Raw genomic sequence first — 15,804 nt, forward strand, 5'->3', positions numbered from 1 at the left:
GAGGAGACCGGTTGAAGCTGACCATTGATAATCTGGACGGCAAAGGCGCACTCGATTACACCAGCGCCCTGGCTGGAAAACCCTCGCTGCGCATTGAGCGCGAGTTGAACGCACCCAGCATCTGTTCTTTTGTCCTTGTACCTTCTGTCCTGGACCTTGCAGTTCCGCTCCGCTTTGGCAGGGTCGTAGTCTCAGATGACAGCGGGACTGTTCTCTTTACCGGATACATCGCTGTAGAGCCGGCGCTGGAGTTGGCCGGAGAAGGTCCGGCAGGCCCTGTCTATCAGGCGGTGGTCTCGGCCATCAGCGATGAGCTGCTGCTCGACATGCAGGGCGTTCCGCAAATGACCACTCTGTATGCCGAGCCAGCGGGAGAGGCCCTCCAGTCGTTTACCAGCGCAGTGGGGGCAGAGCAGTTTTCGCTCAACACCACGCAGGCCACGGGAGTTGCCGGAAGGTTCGTGGCGGAGCCTTCCGAGAAGTGGTCTACCAATGCTGGCCTTCTGGCATCGCACTCCCGCAACGCATATCGTGCCATGGCCGGCAGTGTCACGCTTGCGCCCATTGGCAGCACCACGCATTCATTAAGCGAGTCTGCTGGCACCCTGCAGATGGGCCGCCTGCAGGCTTCGCAGGTAAAAACGCTGGCCAATGACGTCACGGTCTGCGGCGAGGAGGAGCCCAGCGCCTACGTCACGGAAATTTTTCAGGGAGATGGCTCGACGACCCTCTTCGATCTGACCGAAGAGCCCTTCTTTCCGCCATCCTCCAAAACGCACCCTTTGGCAGACCTGTTTCAGGGGCCGTCCATCAACGCGTCCCTCTGGCAGGTCCAGGACCCTGGACAGCATCTCTCCCTCACGGCCAACGGTGTCACCTGTTCCGGAGGCAATGGCGCTGACGGACAGACCTTCGTATGCACCATCAGCAGCTTTGAGCTGGGCGGCTCGCTGGTCATCGAAGCAGGCGGCGTGCAATTCAGCAGCGGCAGCACTGGTGTGCTCAGCGGCCTTTATTCCGGCAGCGTCCTTTCCGCCAACTGCATCGCCGGTTTTCAGGTCACGCAGAACAACGGAAACAACTCGATTGCAGCCTTTGTCTCCGGGGCCGTTTCAGGAAATGCCTTCACACCCGTTGCCGGTCACGTTTACACGTTGCGCACACGCATCTATGCCAAAGAAATGCAGCGCGTCCTGCAGTCCTACTACTCTGTGGATGATACAGGCGTAAAACTGCGGGGCGGGACCGGGATTGCCTGTAATGTGAACTGCGTTCTTGAAGTGCAGGACACCACAAACGGTGTGGCGCAGACACCGGTGGTGCTCTATGACGGCACCCTGGCAGATGCTCCTGCCGTGGGCCTGTATGCGCCGCTAAACAGCGCCAGCCTCTTTTGCAGTATTCGCAGTATCACCATCACACAGCAGGGGCCGGAGTGGGTCACCAGTATTCCTCCCGGTGGCGGCACGGTCACGCGCCGCATTGGGACCACAGCCCAGGGCGCAGACTGCAAGATCGAACGCACGGGCAAGCTGCGGTTCTATACAACCAGCATTCCGCAGTCCGGTGAGTTGGTCTTTGTTTCATACCGGACGAAGCGTCGCGCCGTGGCCCGTCTGGCAAACAGCGTGGCGACCTCCTCCCAGGGGACCACGCAGATTCCGGCCACAGCGCGATGGCTGGGCACCGTGACCAATCCCAGACCGTTCAGCTCTGCGGACTGCGAGAACGCCGCTACCGCCATCCTCGATCTTGCCTCCAGCCGCGGGGCGGCATGGAAAGGCACCTACACCGGATGGAACTTTGAGACCCAGGGTGATGTCTGGCCCGGCGACCTGCTTGCCATCTCGGCAACCTCGTCCGGCATGGCGGCCAATGTTGTCGTGCGCAAAGTGCAGATCGAGATGCAGAATACGTCACCGCAACTGAACAAATACACGCTGTACTTCGCCAATGACTGGGCCGAGCCGCTGGCCATCAAAACTTCCTCCACGGTCCCGGCGGATGCCTGGCTTCCACAGCAGCCCCAAACCGCGGAGCCATTGAGTAATCTGCGCGACATGAGCGTGACTTCGGTAAGTTCATCGGCCATCCAGATCAATACAAACATGACACCGCCCGCTGGTGGCGGTTTCGAGGTGCGGCGCCGCGACTGGTCCTTCGGGCCGGGCACGGATTCGGACCTCGTGCTGCGCAGTCCGGTCAGTAATTTCACCATTCCGCGCGAAGCAGTGATGGAGCAGTATTACGTGCGGATGTATGACGGCTCCACTCCGCCGAACTATTCGCGCTTTTCCAGTGCGGTCTTTGTCAATGTGCCGCTGTAATCCTCTCTGAACAAAGGACCACCATGAATGTACCCACTAACCAACCTCAGTTCTTCTGGGCCGGGGCCGCAGCACTGTGGCTCTTTTCCGCTGCGGTAAGTGCAATGGATGCTCCGCGGCCCGACGACGGCCGTTTTTATCGCTGGCTCTACCGCTTTACCCACCTTCTTGCGGCGAATCTCGACAGGGCCTTTGGCGCAGTTTCAACCCAACAGAACACGGAGAAGAAATAAATGGCAAACATCCTTCTTGGCATTGAGCATGGTATCGAAGTGGCGGCAGAAGACATCTTAAAGTTTCTGACCAGTGCGAAAGAGCTGAGCAGCAAACTTGATCCGAACGCGATTGCCGGCCTTGGCGTATTGCTGGGTACGGTCGCCAAGGCAATGGAAGACGTGAGCGCGGCCGCTGCCAACCCCTTGAATCTTTCCCTGGATGCGACCACCGTCCAGGACCTGAAGGCGGTCTGGCCAGCAGTCGTGAAGTTCGCCGCCTCCATTGGAATCAAACTGTGAGCACCACCCATTCCAGTACGCCGGCTGCGCGTGCTGGAATGGGAAAACCGTTCGCTCCCTCTATAATCAATAGTTATGGAGCACGCCCCTCTTGTCGGCGTGGTGATGGGCAGCAAAAGCGATTATGAAGTGCTGAAGGCTGCCGTTGACCTGCTGAAAGAATTCTCAATTCCTTACGAAGTGCGAGTCGTCTCTGCCCATCGCACTCCCGATTGGCTTTTCCAGTATGCCTCTGAAGCGGAGACCCGAGGCCTGCGCGTCATCATCGCCGGGGCCGGAGGTGCGGCCCACCTGCCTGGAATGCTCGCAGCCAAGACGCTTGTCCCCGTGCTGGGTGTTCCCGTGCCTGCAACGATGCTTAACGGCATCGATTCGCTGCTCTCCATTGTGCAGATGCCGAAAGGCGTTCCGGTAGGGACGCTCGCCATTGGCCAGCCAGGTGCGGCCAATGCGGCCATTTTCGCAGCGGAGGTCCTGGCCACCACCGACCCTGCCCTGCGCCAGCGTCTGCGCGCCTGGCGTGAGGCCCGTACTCAGGAAGTGCTGGCCCAGGAGCTGCCGCAATGAGCGCTTTGCTTCCCGGTTCCACCATCGGCATCCTGGGCGGAGGACAGCTCGGCCGGATGACGGCCATGGCCGCCCGTTCGCTTGGATATCGCGTCCAGGTCATGGACCCCGACCCCTCCTGCCCCGCACGTTTTGTGGTCGATGCCTGCTTTGAAGGCGCATGGGACGATGCACGCGCCGCCGCCGACCTGGCCCGCGGCTCCGACGTCGTCACGCTGGAAATTGAGCAAGTCTCTCTGGCTTGCCTTGAAGCTGCGGCAAAATTCGCCCCGGTGCGGCCGGGCAGGGAAATGCTGCGCATCATCCAGGACCGCATTCTGCAGAAAACCTGGCTCTCGGAAAACGGCTTTCCTGTAGGCGAATTTCGCCCCATCCAGAGTGAAACAGATCTGCAAAACGCAGCCATCGCGCTGGGCGGACGGCTCTTTGTGAAAAGCGCGCGCGGCGGATACGATGGACGCAGCCAGGCCAAGATTGGTTTCGGCGAGAGCGCGCATTCCGGCCAGGCCGAAGTGGCTGAAACCTGGAAGCTGCTCGGAGAGCGTCCCGCCATTGCGGAAAAGGCGCTTGACCTCGACCGAGAGATCTCCGTCATGGTGGCCCGTGCCCCCAATGGAGAAACCAAGAGCTTTCCTGCGGCCACCAACCATCATGAGCGCCAGATTCTGGCCTGGAGCGTGATCCCTTCTTCGATTCCGGCGTCGCTGGAAGAGAAGGCGCAAAGGCTCGCCCGCAGCATCGCCGACAAAATGCACCTGGAAGGCATTCTCGCCGTCGAGATGTTTGTCACGCGCGATGACCGCCTGCTGGTCAATGAGCTTGCCCCGCGGCCCCACAACAGTTATCACGCCAGTGAGCGCGCCTGCGTCACCAGCCAGTTTGAGCAGATGGTGCGCGCCGTGTGTGACCTTCCATTGGGCGATACTTCTGTGGTTGTGCCGGCGGCCATTGTCAACCTGCTGGGCGATCTCTGGCTGGACCAGCAACCCCGCTTTGATCAGGCATTGCGCGTGCCGGGGGTGCGGCTGCATCTGTATGAAAAACACCAGCCGCGCAAGGGCCGCAAGATGGGCCACCTGTCCGCGGTAGGAAAGACCCCGGAAGAGGCCGTTCAGAGAGTGCTGGAGGCGAAGGACCTGCTGTAAAGGCAGTGTCCTTCACCTCGCGCAAGGATGTCGGGACCTACCCGATGTCTTCGTTCCAGTTTTCGAGGTACTTCTTCACCTCTGCCATGAATTTGCCCGCGTCCGCCCCGTCAATAATGCGGTGGTCGAAGCCCAGCGTCAGGTGGATCATGTGGCGGATGGCAATCGAATCGGTGCCGTCCTCATTCGTCACCACCGCAGGCTCCTTGAACAGGCCGCCGACACCGAGAATCGCACTCTCGGGCTGATTGATAATCGGAGTGCCAAACTGCTCACCAAAGATCCCGGGGTTGGTGATGGTGAAGGTGCCCGACCCGACCTCATCCGGCTTCAGCTTCTTGCTGCGGGCCCGCTCGGCCAGATCTGCAATGGCGCGGGCAATCCCCACAAAGCTGCGCTCCTCTGCCTGCTTAATTACGGGGACAATCAGGCCCCAGTCCAGAGCAACGGCAATGCCCAGATTGATGTTCTGGTGGTAGCGGATGGCATCGCCCTCCATCGAAGCATTGATGATGGGCATCTTGCGCAGCGTGGCGACCACAGCGCGCGAGATAAACGGCATATACGTCAACTTGACACCATTGCGCTGCTCATACTTCGACTTCTCTTTCTCACGGATCTTCACGATGCGCGTAAAGTCGATCTTGAAGACCGTGTGCACGTGCGCATTGGTACGCTTGGAATCCACCATGCGCTGCGCAATGATGGACCTCATCCGGCTCATCGGCACCAGCTCGCCCGGAAGCGCCGAGGTGACAGGAGCAGCAGGAGCAGCGGCCTTTGCTGCCGCGGGCGGGGCCGGTGCAGCAGAAGCAGAAGCGGACGCAGGAGCAGCAGCAGGGGTCGCGGCAGCGCCGTGCTTCTCAAGAAAGCCGAGCACGTCGTCCTTCGTGATGCGTCCACCTGCACCGGTTCCTGGCACCTGGGCCAGATCAAGGTTGTTTTCCTTGGCGATCTTGCGGACCAGCGGGGAAGAGCGCGGCGTCTCCTTCACCTCTGCAGATGCAGCCTGCGGAGCAGCAACCTCTGCCTTTGCCGGGGCCGGCGCCGCTGGGGCCGGGGCGGGCGCCGCCGGGCCGCTGCTCCCGCTTCTCCACCAATGACGCCGACAACGGTGTTGATCTGCACCGTCTGGCCTGCAGGGACCTTGATTTCCGTCAGCACACCGGCAGCAGGCGATGGGATCTCGGCGTCCACTTTGTCCGTGGAAATCTCAAAGAGGGGCTCGTCACGCTGGACCGTATCGCCCACCTGCTTGAGCCACTTGGTGATGGTGCCCTCAAAAATAGACTCTCCCATCTGCGGCATGATGACGTCGGTCTTTGCCTGTCCGTTGCCCGGGGCCGCAGAAGCAGGCGCGCTGGCTGTGGTCTCCGGACGGGCCTCTGCCGCGGGTGAAGCCGCAGGTGCCTGGGTCGGCGCAGCTTCGTTCGGCGCAGACGCAGCGGGGGACCCGGCCTCATCAATCACCGCAACCACGGTATTGATCTGCACCGTGGTACCTTCGGCGACCTTGATCTCCTTCAGCACGCCCGCAGCCGGCGAGGGAATCTCGGCGTCCACCTTGTCGGTGGAAATTTCAAAGAGCGGCTCGTCGCGCTGGACGCTGTCTCCCGGCTTCTTCAGCCACTTGGTAATGGTGCCTTCAAAAATAGATTCGCCCATCTGGGGCATGATGACATCAGTCGGCATCGGTTCCCTTTCCCTGTTTCATGCGCAAATATGGATTATAAATTCGGCAATCTGGCCGCGAAGTCCTGTGCTGACCAAACCTTTTAGTTTACGCGAAATGCGTTTCCTTCTCACCTGTGAGATGCTTCAGCTGCTTCGGAAAGGAGAGCGGCGTGTCCTGTGCAGGGCTGGCTGCGGGCGAGGGCAAAAGATCTTCCAGGGATTCCAGCCACAGGACCTGCTGTTCAAACACCTGCCCGAAATACCGGGCGACGGCATGCATCACACGTTCCATCGACGGTGCCGTGGCCGCCTCCAGCTCCATGCTGGTCACCTCACGGTCGGCAATCCCGCACGGGACGATTAGGTTGAAGTCCCGCAGGTCGGTCGTCACATTCAGCGCAAAGCCATGCGAGGTGATCCCGCGCGAAATATGCACTCCAATGGCAGCAATTTTCTTCTCCAGCACGGACCCGCCCGCCAGCGTCCAGACGCCGGTGCGGCCCGCAATGCGCTGCGTCGGAATGCCAAAATCGCCGCAGGCGCGGATCAGCACCTCTTCCACCTTGCGCACATATTCCACTGCGCCCAGACGCGGCGAGAAGCTGCGCAAATCAAAGATGGGATAGCCGACAAGCTGCCCCGGCCCGTGATAGGTCACATCGCCGCCGCGGTTGATCTCGTGCAGCTCTACCCCGCGCTTTGCCAGAAACTCATCGCTTGCCAGAATGTTTGCCCGGCTGGAGTTGCGCCCCAGCGTCAGCACCGGAGGATGTTCCAGCAACAGAAGCACATTCCCGGTGCGCTGCTGGTGCCGCAGTTCCACCAGCGTCTTCTGCAACGCAAGCCCGGTTGCGTAATCGAGGCGGCCGAGATCGAGGACAGAGAGGACCATGACTTCTTCTCAATGTGGGAGCTCTGAAACGGAAAGAGCAGTGAACATCACTCCGGCCGTGAGGTCCGCGCTTTCCGTTTCAAACCTTCGGCCCGGACCTTGACGCCTCCGGGCCCTTTCCCTTTAAACGTTGATGGCCATGCCCTCCACACTCCCGAAGGCGTCCAGCATGGCCTCTGACAGTGTTGGGTGCGCGTGGATGACATACATCATCTCTTCGACCGTGGCCTCCAGCTCCATGGCTGTGACGGCTTCGGCAATCAGCTCCGTGGCCTGCGGACCGATGATGTGCACGCCCAGGACCTCGCCGTACTTCGCATCGCTGACGATCTTGATAAAGCCCTCATGCGAATTGACAATGGTGGCCTTTGAGTTGCCCGTAAAAGGAAACTTGCCCACTTTGAGGTTCAGGCCCTTCTCTTTGGCCTGCGCCTCGGTCAGTCCGACGCTGCCAATCTGGGGTTCGGTGTAGGTGCAGGCCGGAATGCGCTGACGCTTGATGGGCCGCGCATATTTTCCTGCCACCTTCGCCGCCACCACCATTCCCGCCATCGCACCTACATGCGCAAGCTGGGGCAGTCCGGCCACGATGTCGCCAATCGCATAGACACCCGGCTCATCGGTCTGCATCCATTCATTGGTTTTGATAAACCCGCGCTCTGGCGCAATCTTGGTCTTTTCCAGCCCAATCTTTTCCGTCCGTGGAGCTCGTCCGACGGCCACCAGAACCTTTTCTGCCTCCTTGACCACCTGCTTGCCGTCCGAGGCCGTAAAGGTCACCTTGACGCCGGACTTTGTCTTCTCGACCTTCTCCACCTTTGCGCCTGTGTGCGTATCAATGCCGCGCTTGCGGAAGGCGCGCGCCAGTTCCTTGCTGATCTCCTCGTCCTCTGCCGGGACCAGACGCGGCAGATATTCCACCAGCGTGATCTCAGACCCAAAGCTGCGGAAGATCGAGGCAAATTCCACGCCGACAGCGCCGGCACCAATCACAATGAGCGATTTCGGGACCTGCGGCAGCGAAAGGATCTCAATGTTGGTCAGGATTTTGTCGTCCGCCTGAAGCCCAGGAAGCATCTTTGCATCCGACCCTGTCGCCAGCACCACGTTCTTGGTCTTTACCGTCGAGGTCTTTCCTGCAGCGTCCTTCACCTCAATCGAATGCACGCCATCCTTTGCCGGTCCGGTCAGACTGCCGAAGCCAGGGACCACCGTCACCTTGTTCTTCCGCATGAGGAAGTCGAGTCCCTTGGTGTGTTTGGCGATGATCTGGTTCTTGCGCTCCAGCACCGTCTTCCAGTTGATCTTCGCCTCGCCCTGGATCTCAATGCCATAGTCTTTGCCATGTTTCAGGTGGTCGAAGATTTCGGCATCAAAGAGCAGCGCCTTGGTCGGAATGCAGCCTACATGCAGGCAGGTGCCCCCGAGCTTGTCTGTTGCCTCAATGAGGGCGGTCTTCAAACCGAACTGTCCGGCGCGGATGGCACAGGTATACCCCGCCGGTCCTCCGCCGATAATTGCAATGTCATAAATGGTTTCTGCCAAGGGATGCTCCGTTCAAAAAGTGGAATCGGGTATGCAGGCGCACAAAACAGCGCCGAACTATTGATTCTATGCGAGAGCAAACGATTCATGCGAGTGGAGGGCGGGCTTTCCCGCTTGCCAGCCAGGCCGCTGCGGCCGTCCCTGCGCGGCCGAGGAACGCTGGCCGGGTCGTTACAATAGGAATGTCATGCTGCAACTTGCCGGCGCAGGCAAACGCTTTGGGCCAAAACTCCTTTTTGAAAACGCCAACTGGCTGATTACCCAGAACGAGCGCACGGCACTTGTTGGTGCCAACGGCACGGGGAAATCCACCCTGCTGAAGGTCCTGGCCGGACTGGATTCGCTCGACGATGGCAGCCTGAACCGCACCCGCGGCATGAGCATCGGCTATCTGCCGCAGGACGGCCTGGCTCTTTCCGGACGCACTGTTTTTGAAGAGTGCCTCTCGGTCTTTGAAGAACTTCGCGGCATGGAAGAGGAGCTGCACAGGCTCTCCGGCTCTCTGGCGGAACTCGACCCGGAGAGCAGCGCATACGCGGCGGCCGCTGAACGCTACTCCAACCTGAATGCGCGCTTCCATGCGCATGACGGCTATGCGCTCGACGCGCAGGTAGGCACCGTGCTCACCGGCCTGGGCTTCAGCAAGACGGACTGGACGCGGCGGACAGAAGAATTTTCCGGCGGGTGGCAGATGCGCATTGCACTGGCGAAGCTGCTGCTGCAAAAACCGGACCTGCTGCTGCTCGACGAACCGACGAACCATCTTGATCTGGAGACCCGCAACTGGCTCGAAGAATATCTGCGTGCGTATCCCAATGGCTTTGTCCTCATTTCGCATGACCGCTACTTTCTCGACGTCACCGTGAACAAAATCGTCGAAATCTGGAACAAGGGCCTCCACTTCTACTCCGGCAACTACGAGAAATATCTGCAACAGAAAGCCGAGCGGCGCGCCCAGCTGGAAGCTGCCTACCGCAACCAGCGCGAGCACATTGAGCACCTGGAGGCCTTCATCAACCGCTTTCGCTATCAGGCAACCAAGGCAAAGCAGGTCCAAAGCCGCATCAAGGAACTGGAAAGAATCGAGCGCATTGAGGTCCCGCAGGAAGAGCAGACCATCCACTTCCATTTTCCGCAGCCTGCGCCTTCAGGACGCACGGTGGTGGAAGTCTCTGGCCTCGCGAAAAGCTACGGAGAAAAGCAGGTCCTCACCGATGTGGGCTTTACCATCGAACGCGGCGACCGCGTGGCCCTCGTCGGCGCAAATGGTGCGGGCAAGTCCACGCTCATCCGCATGTTGTCCGGCCAGGAACCGCCCTCGTCAGGGCTCCTCAGGCTGGGGCACAACGTCATTGCCGACTATTTCGCACAGGACCAGTACAAGGTGCTTGACCCGGCAGCGCGCATGATCGACGACATTGGCCGTGTGGCCCCGCGCGTTCCCGAAACCGATTTGCGCAGCCTGCTCGGCTGCTTTCTCTTCTCCGGCGATGACGTCTTCAAACCGCTCGGCGTCCTTTCCGGCGGCGAGCGCAACCGCTACGCCCTGGCCCGCATCCTGGTCGGCCCGGCCAATTTCCTTCTGCTGGACGAACCGACAAACCACCTTGATCTGCGCGCCAAAGACGTCCTTCTCGACGCCGTCAGCAGGTTCACCGGTACCGTCGTCTTCGTCTCCCACGACCGCTACTTTATCGACAAGCTGGCCACACGCATCTTCGAGGTCGAAGGCGGACATGTGCATGTCTATCCGGGCAATTACGAGGACTACCTGTGGCGGAAGCAGAGCACTGTCCAGACAGAAGCGCCTGTGGCGGCGCTCCCCGCCTCATCTCCAGCCGCACCTGCATCGGGGCCGCCGGCGCCGGCGACGCAGGAAAAATCCCGCCGCCTGAACCCGATCCGCCTGCGCCAGATGCAGGAACGGCTTTCCTTCGTCGAAGAAGAAATTCCGCGCCTCGAAGCGGCCATTGCCGATACCGAGCAGGCCCTGGCAACGTTTGTCAGCGTGGAGGAAACCCACCGACTCACAGCGCAGCTTGAGGACCTGCGCAACCAGCACAAGCGACTTACAGCGGAGTGGGAAGAGCTGATGCTCCAGCTGGAAGAGCAGGCCGTCATCTGACTTACGCCCGTCTGCGCCAGAGACCCATCATCTGAAGGGCCAGCACCAGCAGCGCGCACCCGGCAAACACCATCACCCAGGGCAGATGCCGCTTCTCGACGGTCTGATATGCAATCCCGTGCGCCAGGGTCAGCGCAAAAGCACAATAGGCCCACCGCTGGAGCGACTTCCATCGCCGCGTGCCCAGCAACCGCAGCGAAAGGTCATTGGACAGCACAAGCAGCAGGAGAAAGAGCAGGGCCGCAGCCAGCCCTGTGTAATTGGCAAATCCAAAGAGCGTCTTCTGCACGGCAGGCGGATGCAATCTGCGGAAGAAATACATCCACATGCGCCCGCGCAGATGCACCGTAAGGCCGATGGCCGTGTGCCCAAGGGCCAGCAGACCGGCCCAGATGCCCACGTCGCGGCGCAGGTCAAAGCTCACCGGATTCGCCCTTCTCCGCAGCACATTCCAGGGCCCCAGCGCCAGCGAGGCCGCAAGAAACACCATCGCCGCATAGGCCGTGGCCAGGCTCAGGCGATGACGAAGGTCCGGCGGAGGCGTCGCTGCATACGCGATGGCCGCAATCGCAAAGGCCGTAAAGGCCAGCAGCAGGTGCCTGCGCCAGCGTCGCCTCCAGTACACCTTCATCCGGCCACCCACCGCACGCGCCAGCTCTTTTCTGCGGAGTGGAAAAGATACACGGCGAAGATGGTCATCAGCGGCTCCAGTGGATGCCGGAATCGCGCGTGCACCGTCACCAGGTAGTAGACCAGCGGCAGCAGGACAAAGGCCCAGGTAAACAAACCGGCCGCCGGAACACCTCGCTTCAGCGCCAGCGCCAGTCCCAAAAGCCCCACAATACTCGTGAACTGGAAGTTCAGCAGGCGGCCATATTCATCCAGTGGCCCTTCATCAAAAGGATGTGGCACCCCGAACCAGAAAAAGTACAGCCTCCGCAGGCAGAGGTTGAGAAAATGCACTGGGTCTTTGCGGATGTAGGCCTTCGCCAGCTCGCCGCGCCACTTTGCATACGCCAGCTCTCCCATGTGCCGGTAATGTTCCAGCTCGATGGGGTCCTGCGCCGGATGGTCGTATGCCATGAGCAGCCCAGTGGACTGCGGTCCATTGCCCAGGTAGAACTCCACGCCAAAGTTCCCGCGCATGGGAATGAAGTGATGAAAGGCGCGCCAGTTGCGGTAGGTCCAGGGAGCGATGCAGGCCAGAAACACCACTGTGGCCAGCATTGCATTTGCAAACTGTGCCCCAGGCCCTCCGCGCTGGTTCCTGTATCCAGCCACAATCCAGGCCCCATTGACGGGAAGAAACAGCAGCAACGATGGGTTGCTGAGCGCAATCAGCCCCCAAAGCAGCGCAAAGAGCAGCCATCGCCGCGTACTGGCTGCTGTCGCGGCCTCCTCCGGGGTCCCGCCAATGTTCCGCATCCGGAGCGACAGCGTCAGCACCCAGGCAAACAGAAAGGCCGTCAGCGTCATCTCCCAGATCCACTTCACCGCGTACTGCATCGCCGCCGGATACAGCGCCCAGAGCCAGGCCGACCAGCGCGTCACGCTTAGATTATTGAAGCAGCGCGCCGCAATCTCCCACACAAAGCGCACCATCAGCGCGTTCAGCAGGCAGTTGAGGGCAAGCAACACAAACGCCGACCGTGCCGTATAAATGCCAAACAGTTTGAAAACCGCCGCGATGATCAGGGGGTAAGCCGGACCGACCCAGGTCGTCGGCCCCGTGTGGCCGTGGAAAGGATCAGCAAAACCGTACCCGGTGACCAGGGCGCGGCCAATGCGGCCCATCTCCCACCCGAAGCTGAAGTGGTCCAGATAGGGACGGATGCGGTACATGTGCGCCAGAACCACATAGGCCAACCGCACCGCGAGCGCTACCCAAAAGAGACGGGAGGGCGCTGAATCAGGTCTTTTTTGCCGGGAAATCACTGCTCAAAATTGTAAATAATGGTTTGACCCTGACGCTGCGTCATCCCTGACCATCCTTTCTGGAGACAGTTTTATGAACCGAATCGTTGTGAACAGCAGCACTTCTCCCATGCGGATCCAGGAGTTTGCCCGCCGCACCGGAACCACGGTGCGCGCGCTGCATCACTATGACCGCCTGGGACTGCTGCGACCGCCGCGCACGCTCTCCGGCTACCGTTTGTATGGCGAACGCGAGCTGGTGCGCCTGCAGCAGATCACGACCCTGCGGTTCATCGGCTGCTCTCTGAAGGAAATCAAGGCCGCCCTCTCCGGACCCATTTCCTGCCTGGAAGAGGTCCTTGCCCTGCAGCACGAGGCGCTCAAGAGAAAGCGGAAGATGCTCGACCACGCCCTCCAGGCCGTGGAGCGGGCACAGAAGCTTCTTGCCCAAACCGGAAAGGCCGACTGGGAGGCCCTGAAACAAATCATCGAGGTGGTCCAAATGGAACAGAACAAGGAATGGATGAAGAAATACTTTACGCCGGAACAGTTGGCGGCGCTCCACGCGCGGCGCAATGCGGACCCGGAAGCCATCCGGCGCGGCGAAGAGGCCTGGGCAAAGCTGATTCCCGAGGTGGAAGCAGCCGCCCAGATGGGACTGGACCCCTCCAGTCCTGGGGCACGCACCCTCGCCCAGCGCTGGACCGATCTGGTGCGTGGTTTCACCGGAGGGGACGCCGGTATCCAGCAGGGCCTGAACCAGCTTTACGCCGACCAGCAGAACTGGCCACAGTCCTGGAAACGCCCCTATAGCGAGACGGCCGGCAGGTTCATCCACGCCGCCATGGAGGCTCATGGCCTGAGCTGCATGTAAAAGAAAAACGGCGTCCGGACCTCCGGGCGCCGTCTTTCTTGCCCTGCCGTGTTTCACAGCGGCTGCAGAAAGTCGGCCGCCACTGGGTTTTCATAGAGCGAGTAGTCGCGCGTCACCACTGTCAGCCCTGAGGGAGTCACAAAGTAGTTCCGGCGGTCTTCATTCTGGTCATAGCCGATCACAGTGCCCTCCGGCAGGTGCACGTCGCGGTCAATAATGGCCCGGCGGATGCGGCAATGCCTTCCGATATTCACATGCGAAAAAATAATGCTCGAATCCACTTCCGTGTAGGAATTCACGCGCACGTCCTGCGAAAGCACACTGTTGCGCACCAGCGCACCGGAGATAATGCATCCTGCAGAGACGATGGAATTGATGGCCATCCCCGTGCGCCCCGGCTCTCCGAAAACAAACTTCGCCGGCGGATACTGCCTCACCCTCGTGCGCATGGGCCAGTTTTTGTCGTAGAGATTGAAGATGGGTGAGACCGAGGCCACATCCATATTGGCTTCGTAGTAGGCGTCCAGCGTGCCTACATCTCTCCAGTAGAGGGCGTCCTGCTGGTTCTCATCCACAAAGTTGAAGGCGTACATCTTGTATTTGCCCAGCAGCGCGGGCAGGATGTTGTGCCCGAAATCATGCTTCGACGCCGGGTCTTCGGCGTCTTTGATCAGCGCGGGCAGAAGCACGTCCGTGTTAAACAGATAGATGCCCATCGAAGCATCAACCATCGCCGGGTTAAAAGGCGAGCGGATCTCGGTGGATTTTGGTTTCTCCTGGAAGCCGATGACTTCCCCAGACCGCGCTACCTCCACCACGCCGAAGCGAGAGACCTCCGACGGATCAATCGGCAGGGTGGCCAGAGTGACATCTGCGCCCGAGTCCAGATGCTGCTGCAGCATCTTGCCGTAGTCCATCTTATAGATGTGGTCGCCGGAAAGAATCAGGACATGTTTGGGCTGCTCCGACCCGATGGAGTAGATGTTCTGGTAAACAGCATCCGCCGTTCCCATATACCAGTTGGGGCTGACCCGCTGCATCGGCGGCAGGATCTCAATGAATTCCCCCAGCTCGTGCGCCACCACGCTCGTCCAGCCTTCGCGAATGTGCCGGTTCAGTGACAGCGCCTTGTACTGGGTCAGGATATAGACCTTGCGCAGCCCGGAGTTGATGCAATTGGAAAGCGTGATATCAATAATGCGATAGTTCCCGGCAAAAGGGACCGCCGGTTTTGCGCGATCGCGGGTAAGCGGGAAAAGGCGTTCGCCTGCGCCGCCCGCCAGAAGTACGCCCAGAGTGTCTTTCATCGGTTTGTGCCGCCCTTTGCTGGATTTGCGCTACAAGCAGTTATCTACCTTAAAACAGCGGTAGAGGGCAACCAAACCTTTACTCTGTGCTCCCATCATCATGCACGGCAATGCGGAGCGAGCGCAGAAAATGCACGTCCTGCGAGGAAAAGGTCCCGCTGCCTTCTGTCTGCTGGTCCTCGGCATTCGATGACTCAAATGCCGCTTCGGGTTGCTGTTCCAGCTCATTCAGGCCAATGGTGGCCTCCAGCATCAGAAGGACCTCAAAACCTTGTCTGCGAATGTCCTGCACGACGCCGGCAATGTGCTCCGATTCCGACACAGTTTCGTGAATGGCTTCTCCGAGTTGCTGAACGAGTTTACGCAGGTGGGCGTCCAAGATGCATCTCTCCGTTTCCGCAGGCGCGATGGCCTTACATTACTTCTGATGTCCACGAAGGGCAAGAAAGATTCGGGCAGGCTGCTAAACTTTTTTCATGGAGCCGAACACCGTCGGCCGCAAATTCGGAATCGGCGTCCGCGTCGCCTCAAAGATGCTCCTGGACCGCGCTGCGCGTTCCAGTCCACCTTCCCCGGCAGCGCAGGGCGCAAGCAGCCAGCCGCCTCTTTCTCAAGTGTACGCCCAGCGCGGCAAAGCTGTCGCCAGCGGGGCACGCCGTTTTGGCGGGGCCATCTGGAGGCCCTTTGCCCATGCCAGCGGCATCATCTGGCTCCAGATTACCGGCCTGTTCTTCTCCCTGTTTGCCATCGTCTTTGCCTCCAACGCCTACAAACTGCGCCAGGGCTGGGCCGCCGGCCCGGGACATGCCCGCTTCCTCACCTATTGCGCGGTCACCCTGCTCTTTGCCTGGTTCGCGTGCAGTTCGTTCTATCGCGCGGGCAAAAAGCAGAGGCGCGGACACCGCAGCTGAGGGCGGCA

The 15,804-nt window shown here is 60.3% G+C and carries 14 protein-coding genes and 1 pseudogene; 8 read left to right on the forward strand and 7 right to left on the reverse strand.

Features of this window, described 5'->3' with window-relative positions; genetic code table 11:
* Positions 1–11 precede the first annotated feature (11 nt).
* From N655_RS0106295 to purK, 5 genes are all read left to right on the forward strand, one after another.
* The gene (locus tag N655_RS0106295; RefSeq protein WP_026442300.1) at positions 12–2,327 is read left to right on the forward strand and encodes a hypothetical protein; all 2,316 of its coding nucleotides are present in this window, start codon (positions 12–14) and stop codon (positions 2,325–2,327) included.
* Positions 2,328–2,350: 23 nt separating this feature from the next.
* Positions 2,351–2,560, forward strand: coding sequence for a hypothetical protein (locus N655_RS0106300; protein WP_026442301.1), 210 nt, complete (start codon positions 2,351–2,353; stop codon positions 2,558–2,560).
* Positions 2,561–2,842 (forward strand): hypothetical protein, encoded by a 282-nt coding sequence (locus tag N655_RS0106305; protein ID WP_026442302.1) that lies wholly within the window; start codon positions 2,561–2,563, stop codon positions 2,840–2,842.
* Positions 2,843–2,917: 75 nt separating this feature from the next.
* Entirely contained in the window at positions 2,918–3,409 is a 492-nt protein-coding gene (gene purE, locus N655_RS0106310) for a 5-(carboxyamino)imidazole ribonucleotide mutase (protein WP_026442303.1), read from the forward strand.
* Entirely contained in the window at positions 3,406–4,554 is a 1,149-nt protein-coding gene (gene purK, locus N655_RS0106315) for a 5-(carboxyamino)imidazole ribonucleotide synthase (RefSeq protein ID WP_026442304.1), read from the forward strand. The genes purE and purK overlap by 4 nt, the downstream gene beginning before the upstream one ends.
* 37 nt (positions 4,555–4,591) lie before the next feature.
* Here purK and sucB read toward each other — a convergent pair.
* From sucB to lpdA, 3 genes and pseudogenes are all read right to left on the reverse strand, one after another.
* Positions 4,592–6,246 (reverse strand): annotated as a pseudogene (gene sucB, locus N655_RS21175) (2-oxoglutarate dehydrogenase, E2 component, dihydrolipoamide succinyltransferase).
* Positions 6,247–6,334: 88 nt separating this feature from the next.
* On the reverse strand, positions 6,335–7,120 hold the full coding sequence (gene lipB, locus N655_RS0106325; protein WP_026442305.1) for a lipoyl(octanoyl) transferase LipB: 786 nt from the start codon (positions 7,118–7,120) through the stop codon (positions 6,335–6,337).
* Positions 7,121–7,243: 123 nt separating this feature from the next.
* Entirely contained in the window at positions 7,244–8,665 is a 1,422-nt protein-coding gene (gene lpdA / locus N655_RS0106330) for a dihydrolipoyl dehydrogenase (RefSeq protein ID WP_026442306.1), read from the reverse strand.
* 187 nt (positions 8,666–8,852) lie between these two features.
* Between lpdA and N655_RS0106335 the strand changes: the two genes are divergently transcribed.
* Positions 8,853–10,790 carry an ABC-F family ATP-binding cassette domain-containing protein gene (locus N655_RS0106335; RefSeq protein ID WP_026442307.1) on the forward strand — a complete coding sequence of 646 codons (1,938 nt, stop codon included), beginning with the start codon at positions 8,853–8,855 and terminating at the stop codon, positions 10,788–10,790.
* Between the two features lies 1 nt (position 10,791).
* Here N655_RS0106335 and N655_RS0106340 read toward each other — a convergent pair whose 3' ends face one another.
* Both N655_RS0106340 and N655_RS0106345 read right to left on the reverse strand, forming a co-directional pair.
* Positions 10,792–11,421, reverse strand: a complete 630-nt coding sequence (locus N655_RS0106340) for a ferric reductase-like transmembrane domain-containing protein (protein ID WP_026442308.1) — start codon at positions 11,419–11,421, stop codon at positions 10,792–10,794.
* The gene (locus tag N655_RS0106345) at positions 11,418–12,632 is read right to left on the reverse strand and encodes a hypothetical protein (RefSeq protein WP_238324538.1); all 1,215 of its coding nucleotides are present in this window, start codon (positions 12,630–12,632) and stop codon (positions 11,418–11,420) included. The genes N655_RS0106340 and N655_RS0106345 overlap by 4 nt, the downstream gene beginning before the upstream one ends.
* A 166-nt stretch (positions 12,633–12,798) precedes the next feature.
* On the opposite strand from N655_RS0106345, the gene N655_RS17665 reads away from it, so the two are divergent.
* On the forward strand, positions 12,799–13,578 hold the full coding sequence (locus N655_RS17665; RefSeq protein ID WP_044934096.1) for a MerR family transcriptional regulator: 780 nt from the start codon (positions 12,799–12,801) through the stop codon (positions 13,576–13,578).
* A gap of 53 nt (positions 13,579–13,631) precedes the next feature.
* On the opposite strand, the gene glgC is transcribed toward N655_RS17665, so the two are convergent.
* Together glgC and N655_RS0106360 are read right to left on the reverse strand one after the other, a co-directional pair.
* Positions 13,632–14,885: a glucose-1-phosphate adenylyltransferase gene (glgC, locus tag N655_RS0106355; protein WP_026442310.1), complete on the reverse strand. Its 1,254-nt coding sequence runs from the start codon at positions 14,883–14,885 to the stop codon at positions 13,632–13,634.
* 79 nt (positions 14,886–14,964) lie between these two features.
* Complete coding sequence (locus N655_RS0106360) at positions 14,965–15,264, reverse strand: hypothetical protein (protein ID WP_026442311.1); 300 nt, start codon at positions 15,262–15,264, stop codon at positions 14,965–14,967.
* A 97-nt stretch (positions 15,265–15,361) separates the two neighbouring features.
* On the opposite strand from N655_RS0106360, the gene N655_RS0106365 reads away from it, so the two are divergent.
* Complete coding sequence (locus N655_RS0106365) at positions 15,362–15,796, forward strand: hypothetical protein (RefSeq protein ID WP_026442312.1); 435 nt, start codon at positions 15,362–15,364, stop codon at positions 15,794–15,796.
* Positions 15,797–15,804 lie beyond the last annotated feature (8 nt).

The organism is Pseudacidobacterium ailaaui (genome assembly GCF_000688455.1).
Classification (GTDB): Bacteria; Acidobacteriota; Terriglobia; order Terriglobales; family Acidobacteriaceae; genus Pseudacidobacterium; species Pseudacidobacterium ailaaui.